Here is a 21,969-nt window from a genome sequence, read left to right as displayed (position 1 = left end):
GACTGATGCCATGACACAGATTCCGGATTTCCGATCAGACCTCGCCGCGGCTCACCGGTGGGTAGCCGGGCTCATGGACGCGGTGGAGCCCGCGCAGTGGACGGGCCCGACGCCCTGCGCGGAATTCGACGTCCGCGCCCTCCTCGCACACCTCTCCTGCCACCCCGCCAAGATCGCGGCGTCGGCCGACGGCGCAGACCCCCGCAGGCTGCCCGCCCGCGCCGATATCGACGAGAACCGGCCCGGCGCGGATTACCTGGAACGGGCGACCGCCGCACTCGACCGGTGGGCCGACGATACGCTCCTGACCAGCACGGTCACCGCCCCCTGGGGTGAAGCCCCCGGCGGGCTCGCGGTCGGCGCCTACCTCATGGAAACCGTCGCGCACGGCTGGGATCTGGCCGTGGCCACCGGGCAGAACGCCGAGGCACACCCGGCACTGGCCGCCAAGGCACAGGCCGTCGCCGACCGGGCCCTGTCCGGGGCGTTCCGCGGACCGGGCTCGCCGTTCGGCTCTCCGGTCGAGCCACGGGCCCAGGCCGGGCCCACCGAACGACTGGCGGCGTTTCTCGGGCGCTCATGGCCGATCAGCAGGGCGGAATCCACAGCAGCACCGGCGGTCGGCCTGGGCTCGTCAGCACCGGCATAGCGACGTCCCGTCCCGCGAGCGGGTGGCAGACCCCGCCCCCGCATGTGGCCCGGCACGACCACGACGTCGAGAGACGGTACGGGCGCTCAGTCCTCTCGGACCGAGGGACGGTGGCGGAGGGTCGCCGCCCGGAGGGTGAGGTGGTTGCGTTCCGCGAGATTGTGCGCCTGTGCGGCGGCCTCGGCATAGAGCCGCGCCGCCGTGGCGGTGTCGCCGGCTCGCTCGTGGAGGTAGGCGGCCGAGGCGGTGTATCGCGGGAGTTCGGGGTCGAGTTCGGCGAGTGCGGCGAGCCCCGCCCGTGGTCCGTCCGCCTCGCCGACGGCGACAGCCCGGTTGAGCCGCGCGATCGGGCTGTCGGTGAGCCGGACCAGTTCGTCGTACCACTCGACGATCTGCACCCAATCGGTTTCCTCGGCTGCCTGCGCGTCGGCGTGCAGCGCCGCGATGGCGGCCTGTGCCTGGTATTCGCCGAGCCGGTCGCGGACCAGCGCGGCCTGGAGCACGACCACGCCCTCGGCGATCAGATCGCGCCGCCAGAGGTTACGGTCCTGCTCGGCCAGCGGCACCAGGCTGCCGTCGGCCCGGGTGCGGGCCGGACGCCGCGCGTGGTGCAGCAGGAACAGGGCGAGCAGGCCCGCGACCTCGGGATCGTCGGTGGTCGCGGCCAGCTGCCGGGCCAACCGGATCGCTTCCGCGGCGAGGTCGAGATCGCCGCTGTATCCCTCGTTGAACACCAGGTAGAGCACCCGCAGCACGGTGTGGAGATCACCGGGACGGTCCAGCCGCACCGCGCCGACGGTGCGTTTGGCCCGGCTGATCCGCTGCGCCATCGTCGCTTCGGGGACGAGGTAGGCCTGCGCGATCTGGCGGGTGGTGAGGCCGCCGACGGCGCGCAGCGTCAGGGCGACCGCCGAGGACGGTGTGAGACTCGGGTGCGCGCACAGGAAGTAGAGTTGCAGCGTTTCGTCGACGGAGGCGGACGGGCCGGGTGGCGGCTGATCGGAAACCCGCATCTCCCGATTCCGGCGTGCGCTCTCGGATCGGGCGAGATCGACGAAACAACGCCACGCCGTGGTGATCAGCCACCCTTTGGGATCGTCGGGACGCCGGTCCGGCCACGTCTCGACGGCCCGGATCAATGCTTCCTGAACGGCGTCCTCGGCGGTCGCGAAATCCGCCCCGCGGTGGACGAGGGCCGCCAGGACGCCGGGGATCAGGTCCCGCAGCTGTGCCTCGTCCACCGCGCCGGCAGCCGTCATTCGGTGACTGTCGGCGGGGCGGTCAGGAACGGCCGGACTTCCAGCCACTCGTGGATCGGCTTACCGCCGGCACCGGGCGCCGCCGACAACTCACCGGCCAGCTCGACGGCACGGTCGTAGGAGTCGACGTCGATGATCATCCAGCCCGCGATCAGATCCTTGGTCTCCGCGAACGGGCCGTCGGTCACCGGGGGTTTGCCCGGACCGTCGTACCGGACCCATGCGCCCTCCGCCGCCAGCGCTTGGCCGTCGACGAATTCGCCGCTACCTTCCAGGCGGTCCGCGAAGTCCTGCATGTACTGCATATGCGCTTCGATCTCGGCGGGCGTCCACTGGTCCATCGGCACGTCGTTGACGGACGCCGGGGCGCCGCGGTAGTGCTTGAGCAGCAGGTACTTGGCCATGACATTCTCCCTTCGGATGCGACCCTAGTTGGTCGATCACCCCTGGGACGGAACCGTCACGACGTTCTCGACATCCACCACCGAACTTTTTCGAACTTTTTTTGCCGGGTCTGTTCACCGCGCCGCCGGCGACGCGCGATCCGGGTTGCCGGCGGCGAGGAAGATCGCTCTCACCTCGCACGAGTCGGAAGGCGATATCGGAGGCGTTCAGTTTCCATTGGGCCCACCTGGCGACAGTGCTGTTCCTGTTCGCCGCGCTGTTCGCCAGTGTCGTCAGCGGAATCGCGCGATCCGTTTCCGCCGGTCGCCCCGGTCGGCCGGCCCCGTACGGCATGCAGTACGCGCCCCCGCAGTATCCGCCACAGCAATTCGCGGCACCGCAGAGTCCGCCGCAGCAGTTTCCGGCACCGCAGTATCCGCCACCGGACCCCGGCCGCTGAACCGATACGACAGATCGTCCGGTGTCCCGCGTGATTGTGCGGGACACCGGACGACCGGTGGTGTCAGTGTGCGGCGTCATCCGGAGCAGACCGGTTGACCGGGAACCGTGCCACTAACCGGTGTATTCGCGATTGAACAGCTTCTTCGACCAGAGGTATCCACCGAGGGTGATGACGGCACACCAGCCGAGCGCCATCCACGCGTTGTTCCCGATCGGGGTACCCAGGAGCAGGCCGCGCAGGGTTTCGATGATCGGCGTGAACGGCTGGTACTCGGCGAACCAGCGCAGCCCGGCAGGCATGGAGTCGGTCGGAGCGAACCCGCTGCCGAGGAAGGGCAGCAGGAGCAGCGGCATACCCACATTGCTTGCGGACTCGACAGTTTTGCTGACCTGTCCGAGCGCCACGGACAACCAGACGAGCGCGAAGGTCACCACCACCAGGAAACCGGCCGTGGCCAGCCATTCGGCCGGGCTTGCAGTGGGCCGGAAGCCGACGAGCAGCGCGACCCCGATGACGACCGCGATACTGAGCACGGTCTGGATGAGACTGCCGAGAACGTGTCCGGTGAGCACGGAGACGCGGGCGATATGCATGGTCCGGAATCGCGCGATGATGCCCTCGGTCATATCCATCGCGACCGAGATCGCTGTTCCCTGAACAGCGGCGGTGATGGTCATCAGGATGATCGCGGGGGAAACGTAGTCGACGTACGCGCCGCGTCCTCCCGACCCGTCGCCGAGCCCGGCACCCATCGTGCCGCCGAACACGTAGACGAACAGCAGCAGGAATACGACCGGCATCCCGATGAGCATGACGGTCATCGACGGGTACCGCAGCATATGTTTGAGGTTGCGGCGCAGCATCGTCGCCGAATCACGCAGCGGGTGGAATCTGAGGTTCGCCGGGGCGGCGAGGGCGGGGGTGCTCATCGGGAGGTCACCTTCTGGTTGTCGGAATTGCCGGTGAGAGCGAGGAAGACATCGTCGAGATCGGGTGTGTGCACGGAGAGTTCGTCGACCTCGATGGCGTGCTCGCGGAGCCGGCCGATCAAGGTCTCGAGGGACCGGAGGCTGCCGTCGCCGGGCACGCGCAGGGCGAGCGCGTCGTTGTCGCGCGAAACCTGGCCCAGCACCCGGACAGCCGCGTCGACGCCGCGGGCGTCGGCGAACCGCAGCCGGATATGGCTTCCGGGGATGCGGCGTTTGAGCTCGTCCGCGGTTCCCTCGGCGACCAGCCGGCCGTGGTCGAGGACCGCGATCCGGTCGGCCAGTTCGTCGGCTTCCTCCAGGTACTGGGTGGTCAGGAAGATGGTGACGCCGGTGGCCACCAGATCCCGGACGATCTGCCACATGGCACGGCGGCTGCGCGGGTCGAGGCCGGTGGTCGGCTCGTCGAGGAAGATCACCCGCGGGCTGCCGACCAGGGTCATCGCGAGGTCGAGTCGGCGCCGCATGCCTCCCGAATAGGTCGAGACCGGCTTTCCGGCCGCGTCGACCAGGTCGAACTGGTCGAGCAGGTAGGCGGCGCGACGCCGGCCGTCGCCGCGGCCGAGGTGGTGCAGATCCGCCATCATCAGCAGGTTCTCCCGGCCGGTGAGCAGATTGTCCACCGCCGAGAACTGGCCGGTGACACCGATCGCGGCACGCACCGCGTCGGCTTCCCGGGTGACGTCGTGACCGGCGACTCGGACCTCCCCGCCGTCGGCGCCGATCAAGGTGGACAGGATCTTCACGGTGGTTGTCTTCCCGGCGCCGTTCGCGCCGAGCAGCGAGAACACCGTTCCCTGCGGGACATTCAGGTCGATACCGTCGAGGACGACGTGGTCGCCGTACGATTTGCGCAATCCGGTCACCGCGATGGCCGGTTGAGATTGTCCGGTGGTCATGTTCTTCCTTCTTCAGAGCCGGTAGTGGTTCAGGAACGGCGGATCGTGATATCGCCGAATGCGGTGCGGGCCCGCACCTCGACGGTTTCGTCGGACTTTTCGGGTTGAGCGGCGCTGTCCAGCAGGTTGTGCACGTGGCCGAACGAGGTGTTCACATCCAGCCAGGCGGCGGTGCCCTCAGCGATACCGATCTCCAGTTCGCCCATGGCGGTCCCGAGTTCGACCGAGCCGCGAGCCACCTCACCGAGGCGAATGGTGCCGCTGGACGTCTTCGCTTCGACCCCCGCACCGGCCCGGTCGACGGAGATATCGCCATTCGCCGTGCGTACCCGGGTGTCGGCGGCGGCCGCGCCGATGACGATGTCACCGTTGGAGCTCTTCACGACCACCGAGCCCTCGACCTCGCCGAGACTGACCTTCCCGGTGCCGGTGTGGATTTCGGCGCTGCCCACGACATCGCCGACGGTGAGCTGGCCGGCCCCGGTGTCCAACCGCAAGGGGCCGGTCCGGTCGAGCCGGATGTTCCCGGCACCGGTCTTGTACCGGCATTCGCCGAGCCGGCCGGTGCCGGTGAGGTGGCCCATCTCCACGTTGCCGGTCACGTGCGAACCCTGGGGCAGGTCGATAGTCACCTCCACCGACCTGGTCTTGCGGGAGAAGTCGAACATCCGCGCTTTCGGCCCGGTGATCTGCAGCGCGCCGTTCGCGTAGTCGACATGGACCCGCTGCGCGGCCTGCACGTCGGATTCATCGGATTCGTCGCTCGGCCGTACGTCGACGACTGTGTCGGCGCGGTCGCTCGCGGTGATCCGCAGATTGCCGACGCCGAGCTCGACGGTCACGGCAATCGGTTCGGGTGTTTCGAATGTGGGCATAGCTGTCCCCTCAATAGGAGTAGGTGATGCGTCCCCGCAGGTCGGGGGCGTGGTGTAGTGGGCGGCGGGTAGCTAGCGCACCCAACCGGTGAGCCGCTGGGTGGTCTTCGTGCCGCGCGGTTCGGCGGGCTGTTCGCGGCCGGGTTGCCGCAGCGCGGCCGACGCCGCACGGACCAGCCACGCGTTGACCGAGCGACCTTCCTTCGCGGCGGCCTCCTCGACCGCGGTCTTGAGCTGTTCCGGGAGCCGGACATTGATCCGCGCGGTCGGGCCGTCCTCGGAGATCGGTGCACTGTCCACCGGCGCCGGATCGTCCTTCGCGGCGGTCACCTCGACCGGTTCGGTGGGCGGCGTGGTGACAACGAAATTCGGGTCGCGTCCCCGCAGCCGCACCTCCACCGAACCCGGCGCCAGGTCGCGGGTGATCTCGTCGGCGGCGGCGGACAACGCGTCCAGCAAGGTCATCCGGATCGCCGATTCGAGCGACCCGGTCAGGCGCTCGACCAACGCGCGGGATTCGTCACCACCGGCTTCGGCGAGTGTCGCGAATTCACGTCCGAGGTTGCTCACGTAGCTGGTCAAGTCCATGGCACCAGTATGGCACCGATATGGCGCCATCGCAAGCCACAATGGCTCAAATTTGGCGCGGACCGGCGCCACTTGGGCGCCTTATGGATAATAACTGCAGTTCAGAGCTAATATTCGACCCTTGAGTCAGGCGGGCGAACCTGAGCAACGGCCCTCGCCGGACGGTCGGGCCCCGCCGGTCTTGATACCGTGAATCCGGCAAGATCGGCACCGAGAAGGGTGTGCGCAGTGACAGTGGTCGATCCGGGCGGGCGGGGACTCGAGGACGTGCTGGCAGATCTGCAGTGGCGGTTCGTCCGGCGGGATGTCTTCACGTTCGAACCGGGTCGATGGCAGTTTCTGGCCGGCGAGCCGAGTGCGCTCATCGTCTCCGAAGGGCTGGTGCGGGTCGAAGGTCTCGGTGACGCCGAGGATCTGGCACACGGGGATTTCCTGTTCGTTCCGCACGACGTCCGGTTCGCGCTCAATGCGCTGTCGGAAGCTCAGGTGCTGCGGATACAGCTCACGCCGGTAGGCACGGGCAGTGCCATGGATGCGCTCCCGCCACGGGTGTTGCTGACCGACTTCACCCGGCATGCGTCGCTGGCCGCGACGATGATGCAGCATCTGGTCCAAGAATGCCCGGACCCGAACGGAGTGCAGGGCGACCGGGTGGCGACATTGATCGCGTCGATGGCGATCGAATCCTGGCATTCCCGCGGCTGCGCCCCGAAGCGGTGGCTGTTGCGGGTGAACGAGCCGGGGGTCGCGCGGGCGGTGGCCGCTATGCACGCCGACCCCGGGCAGGAGTGGACCGTCGAAGCGCTGGCACGGGTCGCGTTGGCATCGAGATCCGGTTTCGCGGCACGGTTTCAGGAGGCGACCGGGCTCACGCCGGGCCGCTATCTGACGAAACTGCGGGTCGAACGAGCGCAGCGCTTCCTGGTCGAGAAAGATGCCTCGGTGGGGGCGGTGGCCCGGCGACTCGGTTACCGATCGGATACCGCGTTCGGGCGGGCGTTTCGACGGCATACGGGCCTCACGCCGTCCGAATGGCGGCGTGCGGCCCATATGTCCTCGGCGGAGACCGCTACCGCGGCGCCCGGCTGAGCGAGACCCGGATCGCTATCCCGCCGAGCACCGCCGCGACGGCGGCCAGACCGTAGGTCGCGGCCAGGCCGATACTGTCCACCCCGCGGCCGCCGACCGCGGAACCGAGGATGATCGCCAGCTGGAACCCGGCCACCACGAGCCCGCCGCCGGCCTCCACCCGATCGGGCAGCAGCCGCGACACCCACACCTGCACGAGGTTGAGAATGCCGCCGAACGCCGCACCCCACAGCACCACGGCCACATAGCCCAGGGCCGGAACGGCACCGGAGGCGATTATCGCGACCAGCGACAACCCGATAGCAGCCGGAACCGCCGGCAGCAGCACACCGAGCCGTCGATCAGCGAGCGCCCCGAGGACGAAATTCCCGAACAGGCCCCCGATTCCGAACAATGCCAGCAGTACCGGGATCACCGCCGGACCGGCGCCGAGCAACTCGGCCAGCGCCGGGCGAATATAGGTGTACCCCGCGAAATGCCCGCCGATCACGGCGACCACACTGACGAGACCCAGCGCCACTCCCGGGGCGCGCAGCGCGCCACCCATGGCCGCCCAGCCGATACCCGGTGTCGGCGCGATCGGTGGCAGCACCAGATGCACCGCCACCGCCGCGACGACAGTCAGCCCGGCCGCGACCACGAACACCACCCGCCAGCCGGCGAAGGTACTCAGCAGCACACCGAGCGGAACACCGGCCACCGTCGCCACCGTCGTGCCGGCGTTCACGATCATCATCGCCTTACCGAGCCTGGCCGCCGGCACCAGCTGCGACGCGATCACCAAAGCCATCGACCAGTAACCGCCGACGGCCACACCGAGGAGCAGCCGCGCAATCAGCAACAGAACGATATTCGGTGCCAGCGCCACCACGAGGTTGGACACCGCGGCACCGACGGTGAGCACCACCAGCAAGGTGCGCCGGTCGACCCGGGGGAACAGCGAACTCAACCCGAGCGCGGCCAGGAGCGCGGTCAGCGCGGTCGCGCTCACCGACAGCCCGACCACCCCCTCGGCGACACGCAAATCCTCGGCGAGCGTGGTCAATACACCGGGAGGCAGGAATTCGGCGGTCACCAGAGAAAAGCTGCCCAGGAACATGATGAACAAGGCAGGCCGCGCCCGCCGGGCCGATTCCGGCGTCGCCGCGCCGGTCGGGAGAGTGCTCGTTGTCATGCCCGATACAACAAGCGAGCGCCGCCCGCCACGCGACCGAAACGCCACGACAACCGACTCGAACGCCAGGTTTCCCGAACGCTCACCGGGACGCGCGCCGCGGCAGCGCCTCTCCGCGACTGCCACCCGAAGTCGAGTGCCGGCCCGGCAGGCGATTCCGGCGGCAGAGGTCCCCGGCGGAGCCGAATGCGCCGATCAGCCGGCGACACCGATCGTGGCGACCAGGGTCTTCTTGCTCACCCGCACACCAATCGCCACAGTGAGGTGACCTCGTGCCGCCGGGCTTCATGGAGTGGGTCGGCGGCGTCGGTGGCCCGGGGGTGCCGCGGTGCGGTGTCGTGGCGGCCGGCGACGCGCAGACCTGCGTCGGCAATGTGGGTGCGGAGTTCCGCGCGGGTCCGCAGGCCGAGGCGCTCGGCGAGATCGGACAGGATGAGCCAGCCCTCACCACCGGGCGTGAGATGGTCCGGGAGACCGTGCAGGAACCGGCGGAGCATCTCGGAATCGGGGTCGTAGATTCCCAGTTCGAGGGCGGAGGTCGGCTGCGCGGGAAGCCAGGGTGGGTTGCAGACGACCAGGTCGGCTCGTCCCTCCGGCCACAGGTCGGCCTCGACGACCCGGGCCCGGTCGGCCAGGCCGAGCCGCCGCAGGTTCTCCCGCGCGCACGTCACCGCACGACGGTTGATATCGGTGGCCACCACCTGTGCGCCCCGGCGAGCGAGGACGGCGGCGAGCACTCCGGTGCCCGTGCCGAGGTCGAATGCCTGCGGCTGCTCGACGCCCGGCGGTAACGGTGCTCGGGCGACCAGATCGATGTATTCGCCGCGGACCGGTGAGAAGACGCCGTAGTCCGGATGGATGCGTGCATCCAGCGCGGGGATATCGACGCCTTTCACATGCCACTGGTAGGCGCTGAGCACACCGAGTAGTTCCGGTAGCGATACGCAGGTCCGCTCGGTATCGCGGCCGGCCGGGTCTCCGGTGCCATAGGCGTGATCACAGGCCTTCCGCACATCCGGTGCCCGGCGTAGCCCGAGGGAATAGTCGGGCTCCAGGACAACCAGCACCCTCCCCAGCAGTTCGGCTCGCGCGGCCCGGGTAGCACGATGACCGGTGAAGAGTGACGCCACATCACCGCCCGCCGCGGCGGAGCGAGGACTGCGTTGCTGACGACGCTCCAGCGCCCGGCTGAGCTGGCGCGCATTGTGGAAATCTCCCCGCCACAGCAGACCCGTCTCCGCCCTGGCAAGGCGGTGCGCAGCGTTCGCGCTGGTGCGATCGTCGACGACGACAACGCGAGCAGGCGCCGGGGACCCGTTCTCGGAATGCCAGCGCGCCGAGAAGGCCGATCCGTTCTCGGTCCAGCTGATCGTGGTCATGGTGCACTCCTGAAAGAACGAAGGTGCCTCGGGTCGGCATCGCTTCGATGCAGGAGTCCGGCAGGGACGATTCCCTCCGTCGTGTGACCCCCATGATCTCACACGGCGTAGCCGATAACGTTCGCCGCTCCCGGTTCGGATACCGGAGTGAGGGTCCGCGAACCTGCGGGCCGCATCGGCAACACGATCACACCCAGTCGAGCCACGGCGACGCGCCGTGCTGTCTCGGCTACTTCCCCACCGACCCTCCGGCCGAAGGATCCGACCCTATGTTTCCGTTACCGTCTCCTCGTCCTGTCCACCGCACACTCGCTGTAACCCGCGGCTCGCACCGTGCGATCGTGTCCGCCGCGGCACTGACACTCGGTCTTGCGCTCACCGCCTGCGGAGCAGGCTATTCCTCGAGCGAGCCGATACCAGCGACCACGACGCCGACCGGTACGGCACCCGCCCCGGCCCCGTCCACCGTTTCGTTCCAGGCTGTCGACGAAAGCGGTTATTTCGGTCCCTGTTTCGACGGCAGCTGCACCCTGACCGTGACCGCGCCTGCCACCATCCCCGTCGACGCCGCGGTATTCGGTTTTCCCGAGGTGATCGTGTCCGAGGTGACGTCGGACTCGGTGACCTGGGAAGCCTACGGCCCCGGCACCACTCTGCGCGGTACGACCGGAGCAGGCGGCACCACCACTCTCAGCACGGGTAGTTCGACTCCGATCACTATGCGGCCCTTGTCTTTCGACGATGATGCGGCCACGATCGAACTGTTCCCGGGACGACCGTAGCGCGTTCAGCGGGGGCTCCGGCATACCCCTTCGAAGCCCCCGTCCGCTTCCCGCAGCACCGGCCAGTGCAGGACGGTAGCGCGGGTCTTCGGGCCGTATATTCCGTCGGCCGGGACGCCCGCGTTCTGCTGCAACTGCCTGATAGCGGATTTGGTCGTGAAATCGTAGCGGCCGGACACCTGCACGGGGACGTTGTGGCACAGGGTGATTGCGCGCTGTACGGAGGCCACGGCGGCTGTGTTGTCGTCGAGGTTGAGAATGCAATTCGGTTCGTCCGCGGTGGCATTGCCGGACGGCAGTTCCAGGTAGGTTCCGGCGGCGACGGGTTGCCGGACCGTCCAGTAACAGCGGGCGGTGAGGAAGACACCGCCGGTGCGCGGTGTGCCGGTTTCCGGGGGCGTTCGCTGAGCGGGGTCGGCCCGGTCCATCAGAATCCACCCGCCGGCGAGCACGAGGGCCACTGCCGTGAGGGCGACACCGATTCGCCTCCAGCGGCCGCGAGGCTCGGACGCAGCACCTTGGGAGACAACAGTTTCCGTTCCGGTGGCCGATTCGAGTTCGATCGGCTCGGGTGTCGCGACGGGTGGCGGTCCCGGGTCGGCGGGTGGGGAGGCGGCGGGTATCTCCGCACCGGAGAGGGCGGCACCGGCGGCGAGGGCCAATTCCTCGCAGCTCTGGTATCGGTCATCCGGTTCCTTCGCCATCGCCCGGGCGATCACGGTATCGACAGCCGTGGGCAGTTCGTGGCGGATCCGGCTGGGCACCGGGACGGGTTCGTAGCGGTGCGCGTGGATCAGTTCCAGGTCACCACGGTTCGGGTAGGGGAAAGAGCCGGTGAGCAGTTGGAACAGGGTCGCGCCGAGGGAGTACACATCGGAGCGGTGGTCGGGCAGGGAGCTGAGGAAACGTTCCGGGGCGACGTAGTGCGGTGAGTATTCCCGCTGCCCGCCACCGGTGACGGTGGCTTCCTCGTCGAGGCTGCGAGCGAGACCGAAATCGGCGACCAGTACCCGTTCGACCCCGTCGGCGGTGGAGACCAGCAGATTGGACGGTTTGATATCGCGGTGCACCACCTTGTTGCGGTGCGCGTGGTCGATTCCGGCGGCGGCGTCGGCGATGAAGCGGACGGCGCGCTGCGGATCCAATCCGGTGGGTTCGCGGCGCAGTATGTCTCTGACATTGTCACCTTCGACGTATTCCATTTCGATCCAGCACAATCCGTCGGCCGCATCCCCCCGATCGTGGACCCGAACGATGTTCGGATGGGCCAGCCCGCACACCAGATCGGCTTCCCTGCCGAAGAGGTGGAGTCCGCGGGGGCCGCCACGCTCGATGTCGAACACCTTGAGCGCCACGGTTTTCGACGGCAGTCGCGGGTGAACCGCGCGATACACCACCCCCATTCCGCCGCGGCCCAGTTCCCCGTCGATCCGGTAACCCGCGAAGTCCTCACCGATGCGCAGAACCACATCCGCCCCTTCGTGCCGGTGTCCCCCGCACCCCGGTCGCGGTCTTCCGGGCCGGCCGCGAGACGCCGACGCTACTCGATACCGGCACGCTCGGGCCGGCTCTCCGCGCCCCGAAGAATATCAGGACGGCTGCCGGGCGGGCAGCCGCCGAAGCCCGGACCTGCCCTCTCCGGGACGCACATGCGCGCGCATTCCTTGCGGGCCGAACAGGATGAGTAACTCGACTGCGCCGCCGTCGGCGCTGCCGAGCCAGTGCGGCAGGGATGTATCGAATTCGGCGGCCTCACCGGGCGGCAGGGTCAGGTCGCGGTCGCCGAGGACCAGACGCAGGTGGCCGTTGAGCACATACAACCATTCGAAGCCGTCGTGCGTTTGTGGTGTCGGGGCCAGGGGTTGCGGCCGGGCCGGGATGATCATCTTGAACGCCTGCACACCGCCCGGCCGACGGGTCAGCGGGACGAACACCATCCCGGATTTCCGGATCGGCTTCAGGTGGATCCGGGGGTCGCCGGTGCGCGGGGCGCCGACCAGGTCGTCCAGCGGGACGTCGTAGGTCCGGGCCAGCGGTAGCAGCAGTTCCAGGCTTGCCCGGCGCTGGCCACTCTCCAGCCGGGAGAGCGTGCTCTCCGAGATCCCGGTCGTCGCCGCGAGTTCGGCGAGTGTGATGCCGCGCTCGCGACGCAAGGCCCGCAACCTCGGGCCCACGACGTCGAGTACCTCTTCCGTTTCCCGGTCCACCGCTCCATCTTGCCGGAACCGCAAGATTTCGTGCCAGCTGGTGGTGTGCTCGGAAAGGCTGATCACATGATCACCGCCACCCGGCCCCCGTCGCGCCGCTCCGTCCCGTCCGCACGCACGACGGTGTCCGTCACACTCGCCCTCCTGCTCACCTTCGGTACCGCGGCCTGCTCCGCACCGACCGCCACCACTGCCCCTCCGTACGCCGCGGCCACCCAGGGCGACCCGGACTTCGAGAACACCTTCCGGCACGAGTTCGCCGATATCGACGGCGTCCGGATGCACTACGTGACCGGCGGCAGCGGCACCCCCGTGGTGTTGATCCACGGCTGGCCGCAGACCTGGTTCGGCTGGTGGCAGATCATGCCGGCCCTCGCCGAACACCACACCGTGTACGCCGTCGACCTCCCCGGGCTGGGTGACAGTACCGGCTCCCCGACCGGCTACGACAAAGCGACCCTGGCCCGCTACATCCACACCCTGATCGCCGATCGACTCGGGGTACGCGACGCCCGCGTCGTCGGACACGATTTCGGCGCCGCGGTGGCCTTCCAGTACGCCACCCAGTTCCCCGCCGACACCGCCCGCCTCGGCTACCTGGACCTGCCGCTCCCCGGACCCGCGATCGACGCGTCCACTTACCGGACGATGAGCTGGCATATCGCCTTCCACTCCCAGCGGCAGGTCCCCGAGGCGGTGGTCGGCGACGACGTCCGCGAGTACCTGGCACTGTTCTATCCCCAGGTCTCCTACGGCGGCACGGCCTTCGGGGGCACCTCGGACCGATCCCCGTTCACCGCCGCCGAAATCGACGAATACGCCCGGACATACCGCCGCCCGGAGGCCTTGACCGGTGGTTTCGAGCTCTACCGCACCCTCGGCCAAGACGTCCACGACACCACGGCGGCAGCCCCGACCGATATCCCGGCCCTGCTCATGACCGCCCAGGGCCAGCTCGACCCGGTCCGCGCCACCGTGGCCCCACGTATGAGCAATATCGTGCGGGCGGTGGACATACCGAACGCCGGGCACTGGCTCGTCGAGGAGAACCCCCGGTTCGTCACTGCGGAACTGCTGGATTTCCTCGACGGCTGATACGGCGGCACAACGGACCGGATCGACCGGCAACTCGGCATTGCGCGACCACTGTTTCGGCCTCGGTACCCCTTCGGCCCAGCACGCACAACTGATCGTTGTGGCCGACCGGTAGCCGGTTGTTTGAACTGAATTCCGGAAACCGGTGTGATTCACAGACCGCACGTCGGTTGTGGCGAAGGAGTCGGGTGCTGTGAAATTCGGGTCGGATTTCGGGTGGTTGTGGTCGGCGTACGCCGTCAGCACCTACGGCACGTGGCTCGCCTTCGGCGCGTTCCCGCTGATCGCGGTTCAGGTGCTGCACTCGCCGGCCTTCGCGGTGTCGCTGCTGGGGGCGGCCGGGCTAGCGATGTCGGCGATCGTCGCGTTCCCGCTCGGGCCGTGGGTCGAACGCCGGGCGAAGCGTCCGGTGATGATCGCGATGGACCTGATCCGGTTCGTCGCGATGGCGAGTATCCCGGCCGCCTACTTTCTCGGCGCACTGTCCTATGGCCAGCTGCTGATCGTCTCGGTCGTCTCCGGCACCGCGGGTATCGCGTTCACCGCCGCCTCCGGCGCCTACCTGAAACACCTCGTCCACCGCGATCACCTGCTCGCCGCGAACGGCAGATTCGAGGGCACGAACTGGGTGGCGACGGCGGTCGGCCCACCCCTCGGCGGCGCGCTGATCGGGCTGCTCGGCCCGGTCATCACGGTTCTGGCCGACGCCCTCAGCTACCTACTGTCCGCGGTCGCCGTCCTCCGCATCCGCGCCGGCGACATCGCAGCACCCCGCACCCGGGCCACCGGAATCCGCGCAGCCGACCTGCTCGGCGGCTTCCGGTTCATCCGCCACGACCGCGTACTGCGGCGCCTGTTCCTCAACTCGATCCTGGTCAGCGGCCTGATCATGGCCACCGTCCCCCTCCTGGCCGTCCTGCTCCTCGGCGAATTCCATTTCCCCGCTTGGCAATACGGTCTCGCCTTCGGCCTCCCGGCAGTCGGCGGGTTCGTGGGGGCCCGCCTCTGCGCACCGCTCGTCGAACGCTACGGCCAGTACCGGGTGATGACCGTGTCCGGCCGGTTGCGATCGCTGTTCCCGCTCGGTCTCGCGTTCATCCAGCCCGGCCTCACCGGGCTCCTCACCGTCATCATCGTCGAAACCCTGCTGATCACCTGCATGGGCATCTTCAACCCGATCAACGCGACCGAACGCCTCCAACGGACACCCCTGGATCACGCCACCCAGGTCCTGAGCACCTGGAGTGTGAGCAGCAAATTCGTCCAGGCCGGCCTGACCGCGCTCTGGGGCGTCCTCGCCACCCTCACCAGCCCCCTCACCGCGATAACCATCTCCGGCGTTCTCCTACTCGCCACCCCACTCCTGCTGCCCCGACGAACGGACCTGCTCGACCATGAGTCCACCGAGCCGGACAAAAGTGTCCGCGCCGCGTAACTCTGTGCTCGGACCGCGCCGCGAGGAACTCCGCGGTGAGGGGTGTCGCGAGCCCGGGCTGCACGGTGGCCCCGCCCAAACTTTCGGCACGGGCGACCGCGCATGCCAGGGAATCGCACGGCCCGCCGGGATGTTCGAAACAGCAACGGACGGAGCAGCCGGCCCACCCAAACGACGACCCGGATGCCCCTGCCCCCCGTACGACACCGGAAGAGGACGCGTTGCGCCCCGCAGGGAAGGAGACCAGCGCTGATGCGTATCTCTCTGCTCGACCGCGCACGGACCCGCAGCGGTGAGTCCGACGCCGATGCCGTGGCCACCACGGTCGACAGGGCGGTGCGCGCGGAGGAGCTCGGCTTTCAGCGGTTCTGGACAGCCGAGCATCACGCCGTCCCGGGTATCGCCGGCGCGGCCCCTACCGTGCTGCTCTCGGCGATCGGGGCACGCACGCGCAGTATCCGCCTCGGCACCGGCGGGATCATGGTCCCCAATCACAGCCCGCTGGTGATCGCCGAGCAGGCGCTACTCCTCGAAGCGCTGTATCCCGGCAGAGTCGATATCGGACTCGGCGGCTCGCTCGGGTTCACCGCTCCGGTCCGGCGGGCACTGGGGCGGACGACCCTGCGCGAGGGCGAGTACGCGGCCGCCGTCGAGGAGATCCGGGCCTATCTGGACGGACGCGCCGATATCACGGTCAGGCCCCGGGTCGAACCTCCGCCGGTGTTCCTGCTCGCCGGCGGAAACGGACTGACCCTGGCCGCCGACCTGGGGTTGCCCGCGGTGATCGGGGGTCCTCTCCTCCACGACGCGGACAAGATCGACGCCTACTTCCGGAACTTCCGCCCCGGCCCACGGACAGCGGAGCCGTACCTGATGGTGAGTGTCGATATCGCCGTCGCGGAGACCACCGAGCGCGCCCGCGACCTCCTGCTGCCGGAGGCTTGGGCCTATGCCGACTCCCGGGAGATCGGTGAGTTCCGCGCGCTGCAGCCCCTCGAGGAAGTGCGCCGGATGCTGGGGAGCACGAGCAGCACGAAGAAAGCCGATACCGTGCGTGCCTGGCTGGCCACAGCGGTCGCAGGCACCCCTGACCTGGTAGCGAACTCACTCACCGATCTTCTCGATCGAACCGGCGCCTCCGAAATCCTCGCAAGTGTCAGTACCTACGATCGTGCGGACGTCGGACGTACCGACGAGTTTCTCGCCTCCCTGCAGAATCAGCCCACGAACTCGTTCGTCAGCAGCGGGTACCGGTAGCCGGTCGTAGACCTGCTGCAGCGGCTGCCGGACGTGAGAGGAGCGCTCGGCGCCGGCGTTGATTTATTGCGACGCCGGCACGGTCATTTCGAGGGAGGCAGTACGCCCGTATTCATCGAATCCGATGATGCCGGAAAGTATCGGCGAGTCGACGATCAGCTGACTTTCGTCCGGTGAGAACGTCGCACTCAGACCGCGCAGCGAGAGGTAGGTGCTCACCGCGCGGCGATGATCGTGCAGCGCCGGCCCCGACAAACCCTCGGTCAGCGTCCGCATGACACGGGGTCCCTCCGGCGGCGGCAGCCGGAAATCCGGATGCTCCACCAGAAATGCCGCGCGGGTGCCGTCGGTGCCGGCCGGGCCGCTGTAGCCGGTCCAGCGACCGGTCACGGCCTTGGCCGCTTCGACCTGCACCGAGGTGACCTGATGCGGGTCCGGCTCATCGAAGGAGAACGTATCGAACGGCAGTTCCGCGGCAGCCAATTCGCCGATCCCGTGCTCGATACCGAAATCGCGCACCGTTTTCGCGAGCGTCGAAACCTCTGCCGGGAAACCGGACTGGTTCGCCCACGACCACAACCACGAGCCCTGACCCGGGTGCGGACCGGGCGCGGCCGAACCGAGAAAATGGAAATCGGTGCATTCGACGCGGCCGTGTTCGGTGTCGAAGGTGAAGACCCTGTCCTGCAGGTTCACCTGCCAGGAGTGCTGCCCCAGCACGTCGGCCAGGTGTAGCTGGTGTTCGAACGACAGAAAAGCAGCGTCGTCCAGCAGGTTCACGAACGTAGGCGAAGGGCGCACGTCGGCAGCCTAGTTCCGCCGACGCTATCCAGCACCTCGACCGGAGGTCAGGTGACCCGCACAGCGGCCGCGGCGCGGCCTACCGGGACGTCGGCGGCAGCTACCGGGCGAACGGCCTGTTCGGTGCGGTCGATCGTCACGATCCCCATAGGACCCGACCGGGCGAAGCGCAGCGGATTCTGGCACGATCGAATCCGCGCTGACCGCTGAAGCGGGGGTTTCCGGATGCCTGCCTGCGGGAACGCTACGCGCCCCGACGTCGTGACGAGAGGACCGAGCCGTGAGCACGCCGCTGAGCGAACGCATCGCGCACGACCGCAAGGCCGAGATCATCGAGGTTTTCGTCGAAGCCTTCGGCGACATGATCGCCACCGACCCGGGCGCGTTCCGCAAGAAATTCCGCAAGATGGCCGATAACCCGTTCGCCTTCTACCGCGGCGCCGCCTGCCTGTTCTACCGGGATATGGCCACGGCCGAGGATCGATGGGCCGATGAGCGCACCAGCCGGATCTGGATCCAGGCCGATCTGCACGCGGAGAATTTCGGCACCTATATGGATTCGGCGGGCCAGTTCGTCTTCGACGTCAACGATTTCGACGAAGCCTACGTCGGGTCGTTCACCTGGGATATCAAACGGTTCTGCGCGAGTATCGCGCTGCTGGCCCGGCGGAAGGCGGTCTCCGACGCCGATATCGAGGCATTGATCGAGACCTACGTGCGCTCATACGTGCGCATGGTGCGCGCGTTCCACGACGGCAGCCGGGACGAGCAGGATTTCAAGCTGCATCTGCGCAACACCGACGGCCCGGTGCACGATGTGCTGCTCGACGCCCGGATGAACACCCGTATCGAACTGCTGGCCGCCAATACGATGGTAGAGAACTACGAGCGCCGCTTCCGCCCGGGCAAGGGTGTGCGCATGGTGGGCGAGGAGGAGCGCGCACTGGTGCTGGACGCGTTCACCCGGTATCTCGACACAATCCCCGAGCACAAACGGTTCGGGAGCATCACCTACGGGGTGAAGGATATTGTGGGCCGCAAAGGTTTCGGGATCGGTTCGGCGGGCCTGCCCGCCTACAACATTCTCGTGGAGGGGCATACCGAAGCCCTGGAAAACGATGTGATCCTGTCGATGAAACAGGGAAATGTGGCCGCGCCGAGCCGGATCGTCCACGACGATCGAATTCGCACATACTTCGAACATCACGGGCACCGCACCGCCGTATCGCAACGCGCACTCCAAGCCCACGCCGACCCGTGGCTCGGCTACACGGAGATCAACGGCGAAGGCTACATCGTTTCCGAGCTCTCCCCCTACGTCAGCGACCTGGACTGGTCCGATCTCACCGAACCGCAGGAAATGCAGCCGGTGATCGAATACCTCGGCCAGGCCACCGCCGGTATGCACTGTGTTTCCGACGCCGACTCCGATCAGTCGCTGGTGGAATTCCAGAGCGAGGAGGCGATCATGGCGGTCATCGGCTCCCACGAGGACGAATTCGTCCGCGATATGGTCGATTTCGGTCAGACGTACGCCCGCCGCACCCGCCAGGATCACGAACTATTCGTCGACGCCTTCCGCAACGGCGAAATCCCCGGTCTCGAACGCTCGACCCCGGTGATCTGACGCCACCGGGCCGCCGGTTGTGTCACCCCGTGGCAGTGGACGAATACACAGGTGACCTGGATTCTCGACCATGGGTTTGCCCGGTTCGGCCGTGTTCAATGACGGCGGAACCATTCCCTCGCCGACCGGAAGGGCTGTGATGAGCACCGACGCGAGTTCACTGACCACCCAGGACCTGGAGTTCCTCCGACGCCCCCTGTACGGGTTCCTGTCGGTGGCCGCGGGGCCCCTTCCGCCGCAGCCCCGGCCGGTGTGGTTCGAGGCCACCGCCGCGGGCACGATCCAATTGTTCACGGCCCCGGACGCGCTGAAGGTGCGGCGCCTGCACCGCGACCCCCGCGCCTCGATCGTCGTCGCCGCACCGGTCGGTGAACGCGAGCGCTGGCTTTCGATCGCCGGCCGCACCACCGTGGAACCGGACGGCGCACACGATCTGTGTGCCCGCCTGGCCGCACGCTACTGGGACCTCGACGACCCGGCCCGCGCCGGCGACCTCGCCGGGATCCTGGCCACCGATCAGGTCCGGCTCGTCATTCACCCCGAGACCGTGCATCGCTTCCAGTTCTGACCACGGCGCGCCGGGCCTCGCCGCTGTTGAGCCATCGGACGACCTCGTGGTACGCGTCCCCGTCCGCATTCCAGAAAGGATTGTTCGGCACAAGGATGCCATCCCGCAGCACCACATGATCGGTCAGGAAATCCCGGAGGCTGTGCCCGGCCGCCGCAGTCTCCAGCCGCGACCAGCTCGCCAGGTTCGCCGCGACACTGCCCGTCGCCGCCCCGAACGCGGGCAGCAGCACACTCGGATCATCGGAATCCGGGTAGCCGGTGAGGACTTCGGCCCACAACGCGTCCATCAACTCGACTATGGCATCCGCCTCCGGCCACGATTTCCAGTCCGCGCGATGCATATGGTCGTACACGATCTCGAGATCCGGAAAGTCCATTTCCCCGGTATGGCACAACTCCAGGATGCGCGGCGTGAAATACCGCAGATCCGCGGCCGACCCCGCGCCCAGCATCGCGACAACCGCATACTGCCGGATATCGTCGACACTCAACATATGTCGTGGCGTGCGCAGCAGCACCTCGATCGCGTCCGGGCGAAGGCAGCAAGGGCACGCCTCGATACGCACCGGCCGCTCCGCCTGCGCGAACACCGCGTCCAGCCCCGCTAGTACCTCGCCGACCGGGCGGAAGTCCGCGCTGCCCACCATGGCCGAACGGTAGCAGGAACAGCTTCTACCGACGCGATGCCCGGCAGCTTTCCTTCTCACAGACCAGCAGAATCGGTGGTGAACCGCCGACGGTAGGCGGTGGGCGTGGTGCCGAACGCTGCGGTGAAGTTCTGCCGGAAGGTGACCGTACTGCCGAAACCACATGCCGCGGCGAGATTGTCGATGCCCCAGTCGGTGGTTTCCAGCAGCACTCGCGCCTCGTCGAGGCGGCGTTCGAGAATCCAGCGGGCCGGTGTCGTGCCGGTGGTTTGCTGGAAATGCCGGACGAAGCTGCGCCGGCTCATTCGCGCCTGCTCGGCCAGCACGTCGACGGTGAGCGGCTGGTCCAACCTGGCCAGGGCCCAGTCGAGCACTTCCCCCAGCGCACCCCCGGTGGCGGGCCGGGCCAGCGGGCGTTCGATGTACTGGGCCTGCCCACCTTCCCGGTGCGGTGCGACCACCAGCGACCGGGCCACCCTGGTCGCGGCGGCGGCGCCGAGATGCTTGCGGACCAGGTGCAGGCAGGCGTCCAGGGCGGCCGCCGTGCCCGCCGAGGTGAGCACATCGCCGTGATCGATATAGAGCACCGAGGAATCCACCCGGACCCCGGGGCTGCGCCCGGCCAGCAGCGGCATCGCCTCCCAGTGGGTGACGGCCTCGCGCCCGTCGAGCAGGCCCGCGTCGGCCAGCGGGAACGCGCCCAGACACAGTCCGGCGATCGTCGCCCCGCGCCCGTGTGCCACGGCGAGCTGCTCCCGCAGTTCGGGATCGGTCGGCTCGGGCGGGAGCGACCAGGAGGGAACGATCACGATATCGGCGTCGTCGACGAGATCGGGACCGGCGACATCACCGATCGGATATCCCTCGGCTGTTCGGATCGATCCACCGCCGGACGACCACAGCCGGGTCTCCCAGTCGGCGGCGAGCCCGAGCCGGGTCACCTCGCCGAACACCATCAGTGGCGCCGCCAGGTGGAACATGGTGATCTCGTCGAACGTGTAGACAGCGATTCGCATCCGCGCTCCCATTGTGGCCTGATTCCATCGAAAGTATGCATTCGTGCCACTCGCGGCGATCCGGGCGGGGGCGAAAAATCGAGTGGTGCGCCTGCCCGGCGTGCCACCGCCGACCCCCGAGGAGCAGAATCCTTATGTCGACCCCCCGCCGCGCCCTCATCGTCGTCGACGTCCAGCAGGAATACTTCGCCGGACCGCTCGAGATCCAGTTCCCCCCGCGCGACGAATCACTCGCCAATATCGTCGCCGCGATCGATTCCGCGCTCACTCACGAAATCCCGGTGATCATCATCCAGCATCACAGCCCCGCCGGTGCACCGGTCTTCGTGGAAGGCACCGCGGGCTGGGCGCTGCACCCAGCGGTCGAGGAACGCGCCGCAGCGGCGAGCAAACATGTGCACAAGCAGTACGGCAGCGCCTTTGCCGGCACCGACCTCGCGGAGTGGCTGCACGCCCGCGAGATCGACACCGTGACAATCGCCGGCTATATGACCAACAACTGCGACCTCGCCACCGCAGTAGAGGCGGAGGGCCACGGCTTCACCGCAGAGGTCCTCTCGGACGCCACCGGCGCCGTCCACCTCACCAACGAGGCCGGGCAGGTTTCGGCGGAGGTTCTGCACTCGACGCTGATGGTGCTGCTGCAATCCAATTACGCGGCCGTGGGCACGACGGCCGAATGGATCGACGCCCTGCGCTCCGGGGCGCCTTTGAACAAGAGCAATTTGGTCTCGTCGGCGATGGCAGGCCGTACGTCCGTCGTGCCCAGCGCCTGAAAGCCCCGCCG

At 68.1% G+C, this 21,969-nt stretch carries 22 protein-coding genes; 9 read left to right on the top strand and 13 right to left on the bottom strand.

Annotated features, from left to right (window positions below):
* Window positions 1–10 precede the first annotated feature (10 nt).
* Window positions 11–649, top strand: coding sequence for a TIGR03086 family metal-binding protein (locus ACIA75_RS19870; RefSeq protein WP_397105968.1), 639 nt, complete (start codon window positions 11–13; stop codon window positions 647–649).
* Window positions 650–735: 86 nt separating this feature from the next.
* Here the strand turns inward: ACIA75_RS19870 and ACIA75_RS19865 are convergent, their stop codons facing one another.
* From ACIA75_RS19865 to ACIA75_RS19840, 6 genes are all read right to left on the bottom strand, one after another.
* Window positions 736–1,908: an RNA polymerase sigma factor gene (locus ACIA75_RS19865; protein ID WP_397105966.1), complete on the bottom strand. Its 1,173-nt coding sequence runs from the start codon at window positions 1,906–1,908 to the stop codon at window positions 736–738.
* Window positions 1,905–2,312, bottom strand: coding sequence for a YciI family protein (locus tag ACIA75_RS19860; RefSeq protein WP_397105964.1), 408 nt, complete (start codon window positions 2,310–2,312; stop codon window positions 1,905–1,907). The genes ACIA75_RS19865 and ACIA75_RS19860 overlap by 4 nt, the downstream gene beginning before the upstream one ends.
* 553 nt (window positions 2,313–2,865) lie before the next feature.
* Entirely contained in the window at window positions 2,866–3,684 is an 819-nt protein-coding gene (locus tag ACIA75_RS19855) for an ABC transporter permease (RefSeq protein WP_397105962.1), read from the bottom strand.
* On the bottom strand, window positions 3,681–4,640 hold the full coding sequence (locus ACIA75_RS19850; protein WP_397105959.1) for an ATP-binding cassette domain-containing protein: 960 nt from the start codon (window positions 4,638–4,640) through the stop codon (window positions 3,681–3,683). Before ACIA75_RS19850 ends, ACIA75_RS19855 begins: the two co-directional genes overlap by 4 nt.
* A gap of 29 nt (window positions 4,641–4,669) precedes the next feature.
* Window positions 4,670–5,515: a DUF4097 family beta strand repeat-containing protein gene (locus ACIA75_RS19845; RefSeq protein ID WP_397105957.1), complete on the bottom strand. Its 846-nt coding sequence runs from the start codon at window positions 5,513–5,515 to the stop codon at window positions 4,670–4,672.
* Window positions 5,516–5,587: 72 nt separating this feature from the next.
* Window positions 5,588–6,103, bottom strand: a complete 516-nt coding sequence (locus ACIA75_RS19840; protein ID WP_397105955.1) for a YlcI/YnfO family protein — start codon at window positions 6,101–6,103, stop codon at window positions 5,588–5,590.
* A 228-nt stretch (window positions 6,104–6,331) separates the two neighbouring features.
* Here ACIA75_RS19840 and ACIA75_RS19835 point away from each other — a divergent pair, with 228 nt between their 5' ends.
* Window positions 6,332–7,192 carry a helix-turn-helix domain-containing protein gene (locus ACIA75_RS19835; protein WP_397105953.1) on the top strand — a complete coding sequence of 287 codons (861 nt, stop codon included), beginning with the start codon at window positions 6,332–6,334 and terminating at the stop codon, window positions 7,190–7,192.
* On the opposite strand, the gene ACIA75_RS19830 is transcribed toward ACIA75_RS19835, so the two are convergent.
* Both ACIA75_RS19830 and ACIA75_RS19825 read right to left on the bottom strand, forming a co-directional pair.
* On the bottom strand, window positions 7,173–8,366 hold the full coding sequence (locus ACIA75_RS19830; RefSeq protein ID WP_397105950.1) for an MFS transporter: 1,194 nt from the start codon (window positions 8,364–8,366) through the stop codon (window positions 7,173–7,175). The genes ACIA75_RS19835 and ACIA75_RS19830 overlap by 20 nt on opposite strands.
* A 236-nt stretch (window positions 8,367–8,602) precedes the next feature.
* Window positions 8,603–9,745 (bottom strand): methyltransferase, encoded by a 1,143-nt coding sequence (locus ACIA75_RS19825; protein ID WP_397105948.1) that lies wholly within the window; start codon window positions 9,743–9,745, stop codon window positions 8,603–8,605.
* A gap of 341 nt (window positions 9,746–10,086) precedes the next feature.
* On the opposite strand from ACIA75_RS19825, the gene ACIA75_RS19820 reads away from it, so the two are divergent.
* Window positions 10,087–10,527, top strand: coding sequence for a hypothetical protein (locus tag ACIA75_RS19820; protein WP_397105946.1), 441 nt, complete (start codon window positions 10,087–10,089; stop codon window positions 10,525–10,527).
* Window positions 10,528–10,532: 5 nt separating this feature from the next.
* Here ACIA75_RS19820 and ACIA75_RS19815 read toward each other — a convergent pair whose 3' ends face one another.
* Both ACIA75_RS19815 and ACIA75_RS19810 read right to left on the bottom strand, forming a co-directional pair.
* Complete coding sequence (locus ACIA75_RS19815; RefSeq protein ID WP_397105944.1) at window positions 10,533–11,996, bottom strand: serine/threonine-protein kinase; 1,464 nt, start codon at window positions 11,994–11,996, stop codon at window positions 10,533–10,535.
* A 120-nt stretch (window positions 11,997–12,116) separates the two neighbouring features.
* Window positions 12,117–12,734, bottom strand: coding sequence for a helix-turn-helix domain-containing protein (locus ACIA75_RS19810; RefSeq protein WP_397106700.1), 618 nt, complete (start codon window positions 12,732–12,734; stop codon window positions 12,117–12,119).
* Between the two features lie 66 nt (window positions 12,735–12,800).
* On the opposite strand from ACIA75_RS19810, the gene ACIA75_RS19805 reads away from it, so the two are divergent.
* The 3 genes from ACIA75_RS19805 (at window position 12,801) to ACIA75_RS19795 (ending at window position 16,521) form a co-directional block, all read left to right on the top strand.
* Window positions 12,801–13,829, top strand: a complete 1,029-nt coding sequence (locus tag ACIA75_RS19805) for an alpha/beta fold hydrolase (RefSeq protein ID WP_397105942.1) — start codon at window positions 12,801–12,803, stop codon at window positions 13,827–13,829.
* A gap of 193 nt (window positions 13,830–14,022) precedes the next feature.
* A complete protein-coding gene (locus ACIA75_RS19800) occupies window positions 14,023–15,264 on the top strand; it encodes an MFS transporter (protein WP_397105940.1) in 1,242 nt (413 codons plus the stop codon).
* 252 nt (window positions 15,265–15,516) lie between these two features.
* Window positions 15,517–16,521 (top strand): MsnO8 family LLM class oxidoreductase, encoded by a 1,005-nt coding sequence (locus ACIA75_RS19795; protein ID WP_397105937.1) that lies wholly within the window; start codon window positions 15,517–15,519, stop codon window positions 16,519–16,521.
* Between the two features lie 63 nt (window positions 16,522–16,584).
* Here the strand turns inward: ACIA75_RS19795 and ACIA75_RS19790 are convergent, their stop codons facing one another.
* Window positions 16,585–17,322: a DUF6882 domain-containing protein gene (locus ACIA75_RS19790; RefSeq protein ID WP_397105935.1), complete on the bottom strand. Its 738-nt coding sequence runs from the start codon at window positions 17,320–17,322 to the stop codon at window positions 16,585–16,587.
* A gap of 361 nt (window positions 17,323–17,683) precedes the next feature.
* On the opposite strand from ACIA75_RS19790, the gene ACIA75_RS19785 reads away from it, so the two are divergent.
* On the top strand, window positions 17,684–18,949 hold the full coding sequence (locus ACIA75_RS19785) for a DUF2252 domain-containing protein (protein WP_397106698.1): 1,266 nt from the start codon (window positions 17,684–17,686) through the stop codon (window positions 18,947–18,949).
* Window positions 18,950–19,088: 139 nt separating this feature from the next.
* Entirely contained in the window at window positions 19,089–19,517 is a 429-nt protein-coding gene (locus tag ACIA75_RS19780) for a pyridoxamine 5'-phosphate oxidase family protein (protein ID WP_397105933.1), read from the top strand.
* On the opposite strand, the gene ACIA75_RS19775 is transcribed toward ACIA75_RS19780, so the two are convergent.
* Window positions 19,480–20,166: a hypothetical protein gene (locus ACIA75_RS19775; RefSeq protein ID WP_397105931.1), complete on the bottom strand. Its 687-nt coding sequence runs from the start codon at window positions 20,164–20,166 to the stop codon at window positions 19,480–19,482. The two genes, ACIA75_RS19780 and ACIA75_RS19775, sit on opposite strands and share 38 nt — an antisense overlap.
* 56 nt (window positions 20,167–20,222) lie before the next feature.
* Window positions 20,223–21,182 (bottom strand): GlxA family transcriptional regulator, encoded by a 960-nt coding sequence (locus ACIA75_RS19770; RefSeq protein ID WP_397105929.1) that lies wholly within the window; start codon window positions 21,180–21,182, stop codon window positions 20,223–20,225.
* 134 nt (window positions 21,183–21,316) lie between these two features.
* Between ACIA75_RS19770 and ACIA75_RS19765 the strand changes: the two genes are divergently transcribed.
* Window positions 21,317–21,958, top strand: a complete 642-nt coding sequence (locus ACIA75_RS19765; RefSeq protein ID WP_397105926.1) for a cysteine hydrolase family protein — start codon at window positions 21,317–21,319, stop codon at window positions 21,956–21,958.
* Window positions 21,959–21,969: the final 11 nt, after the last annotated feature.

The sequence above is a fragment of the Nocardia sp. NPDC051750 genome (assembly GCF_044453135.1).
In the GTDB taxonomy this organism is placed as follows: Bacteria; Actinomycetota; Actinomycetes; order Mycobacteriales; family Mycobacteriaceae; genus Nocardia.
This window is presented reverse-complemented; position numbering and strand designations above follow the sequence as displayed.